At 63.2% G+C, this 6,190-nt stretch carries 7 protein-coding genes; all 7 read right to left on the minus strand.

Annotation, left to right across the window (positions count from 1 at the left end; genetic code table 11):
- Positions 1 to 488 precede the first annotated feature (488 nt).
- The 7 genes from BFL28_RS18270 to BFL28_RS18300 all read right to left on the minus strand — a co-directional run bounded on the left by BFL28_RS18270 (position 489) and on the right by BFL28_RS18300 (position 6,129).
- Complete coding sequence (locus tag BFL28_RS18270; protein ID WP_131818690.1) at positions 489 to 716, minus strand: sigma factor-like helix-turn-helix DNA-binding protein; 228 nt, start codon at positions 714 to 716, stop codon at positions 489 to 491.
- A gap of 127 nt (positions 717 to 843) precedes the next feature.
- Positions 844 to 1,125, minus strand: a complete 282-nt coding sequence (locus BFL28_RS18275) for a DUF5983 family protein (RefSeq protein WP_069321967.1) — start codon at positions 1,123 to 1,125, stop codon at positions 844 to 846.
- Between the two features lie 78 nt (positions 1,126 to 1,203).
- Positions 1,204 to 2,394, minus strand: coding sequence for a DUF932 domain-containing protein (locus BFL28_RS18280; RefSeq protein ID WP_069321933.1), 1,191 nt, complete (start codon positions 2,392 to 2,394; stop codon positions 1,204 to 1,206).
- A 585-nt stretch (positions 2,395 to 2,979) separates the two neighbouring features.
- Positions 2,980 to 3,219, minus strand: coding sequence for a type II toxin-antitoxin system Phd/YefM family antitoxin (locus BFL28_RS18285; RefSeq protein WP_069321968.1), 240 nt, complete (start codon positions 3,217 to 3,219; stop codon positions 2,980 to 2,982).
- 126 nt (positions 3,220 to 3,345) lie between these two features.
- Positions 3,346 to 3,906: a type II toxin-antitoxin system VapC family toxin gene (locus BFL28_RS18290; protein WP_241527397.1), complete on the minus strand. Its 561-nt coding sequence runs from the start codon at positions 3,904 to 3,906 to the stop codon at positions 3,346 to 3,348.
- A complete protein-coding gene (locus tag BFL28_RS18295) occupies positions 3,896 to 4,072 on the minus strand; it encodes a hypothetical protein (protein WP_206599149.1) in 177 nt (58 codons plus the stop codon). Before BFL28_RS18295 ends, BFL28_RS18290 begins: the two co-directional genes overlap by 11 nt.
- 194 nt (positions 4,073 to 4,266) lie before the next feature.
- Entirely contained in the window at positions 4,267 to 6,129 is a 1,863-nt protein-coding gene (locus tag BFL28_RS18300) for a strawberry notch C-terminal domain-containing protein (RefSeq protein ID WP_079247289.1), read from the minus strand.
- Between the last annotated feature and the right edge of the window lie 61 nt (positions 6,130 to 6,190).

The raw sequence follows: 6,190 nt of genomic DNA on the forward strand, positions 1-6,190 counted from the left end.
CCGGCGGTACGCCACTTTTTCCCGCCTTTCCTCCACCCCGCACCAAACCGGGCAGAGCGGTTTAGCGCGATATAACCGCCCGATGGACGCAGCGGCGATCTGGGCCGTCGGCGGTCTCACGCGCAAGCGCGAGCGGAGTGCCAGCGCGCACCTGAGACAGGACGGCATGGCGTGGCTTGGAACCAACAGGCGCTGGAGCAGCTCGCGAAGGATTTCGAGATCAGCACCGCCGAGTCGACGCCGGCGCCTCAGTCCGCAAGGTCCAGCCCGTCCGCACCACGCGCCGCCATCACAACACCCGCGCGATCAGCTCATCTGACGTCATCGGTGACGTATCGGAGACGCGCACCGGCTGTATCGGATCGCCGGTCCGAAGAACAAACTGGTCCTTGCCAGTCGCGAGACGCAGCCGTGTGGCGACAGCATAAGCGTGCTCGAAAGATGCAAGGCGCGCTCGCAAGGGCGAGAAGTACGACGTGGGCATGTCCCTATTCTCCAACAGGCGCATCAACAGCCTGAGCGTCCAGTGCGCTACCGATCGCCACCAGGGCCGCAGCCAGGTGGTCCTCGACCTCTACAGTAGGGATGGTCAATTCCTGCGCCACGACAGAGATTTTCCGGCCGAGCATGCAATGAAGCCAGAACACCGTCCTGGTACGGGCGGGCAACGCCTGGAACGCGGCGCGGTAGCGCGCCGCAATGTCATCACGGTTCATCACACTATCCACAAGGGAGGGGCAGATTGCCGCGCCAGGCTCGACTCAATGCGCTCGCCCGAGGCATTACTGGGTCACCGCCGCACGGATCAGCCGACTGCCGGCACCATTCCGCCAGCTGACGCCGTCACCACGGAAAGACCGGAAGTGCGCTGGATTGCGGTCCGTCGCAGTCGAGCAGCACATAGGCGCAGCCGTGCCGCCGGCCGAAAGCGAGAATCGCATGAAGCTCGGCCGGCAGCGGGTCGCCCCGCCCAGGCACCCGGGTCGGCAGGAACCAGCCGCAAGGCGTTATGGAAACCGCCAGCGGCTGATCAACCGCCGGCCACCCTGCCCACTCGCTCAGTTGCTCAGCCGTGGCGCAACGGACATGCATGGTGCCCAGCACGACGTAATGGCCGACCTGCATGTCGCTCTCCATGATCCAGGCACCCGAAATAATGGCAGCTCAGCCGTGCCGCGCCGCCAGCCACCACGCCCGAAGGCGTCAGTTGGCGCGCTCGAGCAGCTTGCGGGCCTTGCCTTCAAGATCGAGCCGGTCATCTTGATGTGCTTTACCGCGGGCAATGGCCGTGATGCCCTGAACGAAGTCGTAGAGCGATTCCGGCGGATGACCCTCCTCGGCCAGCACTGTGGCAATCACCTTGCCGGCATCTGATTTGGAGAAGCCGCGATTGCGCAAAAAGACTGAACGGTCCTCGTCGGTACGAGCGACGATGCGTTCGCGGGCGGTCTTGATCCCGCTGATGAACCGCGCCGGCGAGGAGTCCGCGAACTGGGCCAGCGCCGGCTCGGCCTGATGGGCGAAGCGGTTCGCCGCGAACTTCGAGTGACGAATGTTGATTTCCTCGAAATTCTCGACGCCCCACAGATTTCGGTTCATGCAGACCGCGCGGAGATAGAAGGTAGCGATGCCAAGCGTCTTGGAGCCCACCTCCGAATTCCAAGAGTAGAAACCGCGGAAGTAGAGATCCGGGTCGCCATTCGGCAGCTTGCCGGCCTCGATCGGGTGCGTGTCGTCGACGAGGAACAGAAACACGTCGCGGTCGGATGCATAGAGGGTGGTGGTGTCGCGCGAGACATCGACATGCGGGTTATAGTGCATCGTGCTCCAGTCGAGCACGCCGGGCACCTTCCAGCGCGTGTCGCCCGTTCCATTGCCGGCAATGCGCATCACCGCCGCGACGAGCTCATGGTCCCAGATGCGGCCATAGTCGGGCCCAGTCACCGCCCGCAGCTCGGCCCGGCCATCGCTCGTCTCGAGCAGCTTCACCTGCTCGCCGCGATGCGCGATGAGACCATGCTGCATGTTGATGCCGGCGAGCGCGGCAGGGAGCGTTCGGAGATAGGAAGCCGGCGCGCCGACGAGGCTGCAGAGCTGGCCGAACGACCAGTTGGTCGGCGCGATCGGTTCGCCCCGGTCGGGAACATGGAGCGTCAGCCGCTCGGGGTCGTCGCTGCGCGCCTCGACCCGCACTGCCCGGCTTTCGACAATGCGCGTGGTGGCGCTTTCCGCACGGGCGCGAACGCGGTCGTACAAGCTGTCGAGCGAGAGGAAACGCTCGTCATCGGGCCGCGAGAACCATTCAGACGAAACGCGGCTCACATTGTGGCCACGGCTGATATCGACCTTGTACGGCGCTGAGGCGGGGTGGCCGACGGGAGCGAGCATGTTCATGGAAGGATCTCCTGAATGTCATGAGATCCACACGCCGGACCTCGCATCCTTCCTTCCCCCTCCCCTCTGGTCGTCGCGGCGAACATATGGTGGGGGCGGCGGCGATCGTTCCACCGAGAAACGCATCCTGAGGCATTCTATAGCGTGCTGCCGACGTCTCGATCACGATGTGACCGGATGTGAAACAGGTCTGGATGGCTGCTGGATGAGGGACAGCGGAAACGCCGTCGTCCGCCGGACTGTGTCAGGCGACCCACCGGCGAGCGCTGGAATTGAGCAACAAAGCAGGTTCTCCGCCGGCAAGCGGTTCAGCCCGGACAGCGTTCGCGCAACGATAGTGTTTCCGAAGGGGCAAGCGGCTCCGTGGGCGCGACACACGCATCGTAGCGCAGCTTAAGCGCTCCGTGCTTTCGAGCTGCGGCAGCCTTCATCGTCACGTTCACGAACCGCCTCAAGTGCCGCATCGGCGGCTCCTGCGGTGACCTTGGAGTCTCCCGCCGGCTTTACAAGGATCGGCCCGCGCTGAATGAAGCGACCGTTCTTTCTGGCTGCGTTTTGTGCCGGGTGATTGCGCATTAGTGATGACTAGCCATAGAGAAAGTCCTGACTGTGGGCGGCGTCAGGCCCCGGTATCGCCTTTGCCCCACCCGACCGACGAACCGCTTCAATCAAGTCCCGGCGAGCCATTTCGCTCCTGGCCTTGCTAACCGGTACCAGCTGCACCACCGCCTGCCCGTGACGCGTGAGGATGACGTCGTCACCCGCCTCGGTACGGCGAACGAGTTCGGTTAGCTGGCTCTCGGCATCGCTGAGCGGCACTTGCACGCGTTCATCCCCGAACTCCAATATGTGATTTAGTTTGATCCAAATGATGGTTCAAGTCGAGCCACAGGTGAGCGGGGTGTGCTCTATGCGGCAGCGCGAACGAATAGTCGCATGCGACAATGAGTGCTAGAAATGGATGAACCGGCCGCCGGGAGCGAGTTGCTGGATAAGATCGAATTCGTCGCGGTTCGAAGTGAGCACCGGCAGCCCCGCTTTGGCAGCGGTGAGAAAAATGAGCGCATCGTTCAACGCTTCCTTGCGCTGGTGCCGCTGGTAATTTTGGATCCGCGCTAGCGTGCCGGCGATGAGTCCAGCTTCGACCCATATCTCCGGGTCGGGCGTCAGCAGCCGCGTGGCCGGGATACTGGCGATTAGGCCTGCATAGTGATCCCGGAGGGTCTTCCATCCAGAATGCTCAGGGTCGGCATTTGCTACGCCGGTGCTCAGTTCCGCGACGCAGACTGTGCAGTGAAACAACAGGCCCCTTTCAACAAGAGCCTCGGCCGCAGCGGGCAAGGTGCCCGCCGCGGAGCGGATATAGACATTGGTATCGGCCATGATCGCCGCACGGCCTTCACCAGCAAGGTCGGCAGCGGCGACAAGCTCATCTTCTGGCCGCCGCGAGAACTGCCGGATCGTCTTCTCTGACTTAATGCGCCGCAGATGCGATCGCAGATCAATAGTCAAGCTGATGATCCGCCCCGAGCTTACCGCGAGTCTTCTTCAGGAAGCTCGCCGCCGGATCTGGCTGGGCCAGCATAGCCAGGGCAAGCAGGCCAAGCTCGGTTGGCCTGGTCGCACCGCTTTCCCGCTTTGCCGCTTCGAGCAACGCCTTGGGGGCCCGGAAGCTCACATGCTCCGTCGAATCTCCATCGAGCAGCCCGGCCCTTCGCGCGTCTTCCATAATGACCGACGCGCTCGAAATGTGGCCACTTGCCGCCGGGTGACCCTTGGACGCTTTGCGGGCCGTTGCGGGGGGTGCTGCATGGGCTGCCATATTCGACTCCTTTGTGTGCAATATAACCAGGTCTGTCACACAGACAAGAATCATGCGGCCCCAACTGCTGGATGCGCATCCATGATGGCGGTAACGATCGCCTCCGCGCGCTGCGCCGGCACGAACAGCCGTGTCTTGTAGGCGATGATCTCGGTGAAGCATCCGAGCGACTTGAGCCATTCCCGGCGCTCGGGCGGAAAGTCCCTGATCTCCAATCGCACATCGTCATTCACATGGGAGCGTGCGAGCCGCGCGAGTTCCAAGCCAGGTATCGCAACGCCTTCGCGGTTCTGGCCGGCGGCGACGATCTCCGCCGGGGACAGCTTGATCGCCATCGACACGCCAAAGGCTGCCGCCAGCTTCTCGAACCCAGCGGGCGTCACGATGCGACCGATAATGGCCGCGCCCTGCATATCGGAAATGCGCCAGACCCTTACATCGTCATCGGGCAGACGGTTCCAGACCGGGAGCAGCAGTCCGGTCGCGATATTGATCGTCTGCACGTCCAGATGCGCGACGATCTCCTCGCATTCGCGCTGCCATAGCTGCTGCGCCAAGTCCTCCCCAACCTCCTGCCAGCTTGACTCGGCAAGCCGTTCATCCCTGACGCGCTCGCTTCCGTTCGGCCTCACCAGGCGCCAGACCGGGATTGACCGCCCCTCGTCGTCAAGGATCGACCAGGACGGCACGCGTAGCGCCACTCGACCCGAGCGCTCGTTGCGCAGATATGCAATGCTGGCGATGCCCGCGCACTCGGCAAGGACTCGCTTGAGCGGCGTTGCGCGCCGGCGTTGATGAAGCTCGAGCCGGCACAGCTTGGTCTCAGCGCCGGTCACGGGGTCGCGCCGCAACAACTGCTCTTCGAGGACGGAGACCCGCTCGGCGATGATGGTCTCGACACCGACATCGAACGTCCCCGCTTCCCGCGCGGCGTCGATGCGCGCTTCGATTAGCGCCAGATATTCCTCAAAAATGGCGTTCTGCGTGTTGATTCGGAGCGCCAGCAGACGGTTCAACCAGCGCTGGATCGGCGGAAGATTATCGAGCAGCGCGCCACCCTCACTTTCCACCAGCTTGAGGCCAGTCATCTCGACGAATTCGGCAAGGCTGGTGCTCATCAGCTTGCCGCGGTGAAGCAGATGATACCACTGCGTCAGCGCGTCGCGCGCATAGTCGCTTTCCAGATTGTCCGCCGGATCGAAAAGGTTCTGCCCACCCGTCTGGCGCTGACCGCGGGTCAGGGCACCCAGGCTGTCGAGCCGGCGCGCGATCGTGCTGATGAAGCGCCGCTCGCCGCGGCAATCGGTTGTCACCGGCCGAAAAATCGGGGCGCTGGCCTGATTGGTTCGGTGTGATCGTCCGAGCCCCTGTATTGCGCTCGATGCGCGCCAGCCGGGCTCAAGCAGGAAATGGACGCGGCGACGGTTAGCCGACGCGCAATTACGGTCGGCATGATAGCTGCGGCCGGTACCTCCGGCGTCCGAGAATATCAGCACCTGCTTGCGGCCGGACATGAAGGCGTCGGCTTCGCCAAGATTGGATCGCGGGCTGCGGCGCTCAACCCGCTGTCGGCCACCGGCATCCGTGAGCAAGCGCTGGGTGCGGCCGGTGACCTCGGCGACATCGTCGGGACCAAAATGGCGGATGAGCGCGTCGAGCGCGCATGGAATCGCCGGCATCGCGCACAATCGTTCGATCAGGTCATCGCGGGCGCGGATCGCTTCCTGCGAATGAACGGGGTTTCCGGCGTCATCGCACATCAGTTCCGAGCGGGGTTCGCCATCAGTGCCCGTGAACACCCGCAGCATGCGAGTCGGGAAGGCAGTCTTCAGATAATCGATCATATATTCTTTGCAGTCGAGATTTATGTCGAGCGGTTCGCGTGCAGGCGCAGATTTGCGAGATGAGGACATCGATTCTACTCCAGATAATTAAGGTGGATGGAGATGTGCGGAGGCACGAGATCTCTGGGAC

Source organism: Sphingomonas turrisvirgatae (assembly GCF_001721295.1).
Classification (GTDB): Bacteria; Pseudomonadota; Alphaproteobacteria; order Sphingomonadales; family Sphingomonadaceae; genus Sphingomonas; species Sphingomonas turrisvirgatae.